Origin of the sequence: Vreelandella olivaria (assembly GCF_023507745.1) — a bacterium.
Taxonomy (GTDB): Bacteria; Pseudomonadota; Gammaproteobacteria; order Pseudomonadales; family Halomonadaceae; genus Vreelandella; species Vreelandella olivaria_A.
In genome coordinates this window covers 1-614 of record NZ_JALPZO010000076.1, presented here as the reverse complement: position 1 = coordinate 614, position 614 = coordinate 1, and the positions used below count along the sequence as shown (strand labels likewise).

The 614-nt window shown below is 64.2% G+C and carries 1 protein-coding gene; it reads left to right on the top strand.

What is annotated here, in order from left to right:
• Window positions 1-614 (top strand): hypothetical protein (locus tag HP566_RS06735; protein ID WP_249976500.1); only part of this gene is annotated, 614 nt, incomplete at both ends.

Here is a 614-nt window from a genome sequence, read left to right as displayed (position 1 = left end):
GCACACCGGCGATGACCGCGATCTGACCCTCACCATCGGGGAGGCGCTGGACAACACCGAAGGCTTGATTGCCAGCAATACTGGCCTCGATATCGCCGCGCGTGAACTGACCAATACCGCCGGTACCCTGCAGGCCTTGGACCATGTCAGGCTGGACGTTGGTGACCTGGATAACCGGCAGGGTGAACTGATCGCTGGCGATGCGCTGACGTTGGTGGCCACTGGATACGTGGATAATACCCAGGGGCAATGGCTGGCGGAGCGTATCGACGTTACCGTCGCCGCCCTGAAGAACGCCGACGGCCTGATCAGCGCCGCCCGCGGTGATCTAAGCGTACGGGCGGATGATCTCGACAATAGCAGGGGCCGTCTGGAAGCCACGGACGATCTGACCCTCGACGTCGCCGAGACCTTGACCAATGAAGACGGCGAGATCGTTCATGCCGGGGAAGGCGAGACGCGGATCGCCGCCACGCGCCTGGAAGGCAGCGAGGGTCTGATCGTCAGCCAGGGCGATCTGACCCTGGCGGCCCGGGATATCGTCCTCGATGGCGCCACCACCAGTGGCGAATCCATCGCCCTGGATGCCGATCACCTGAGCCACCGCCAGGGCG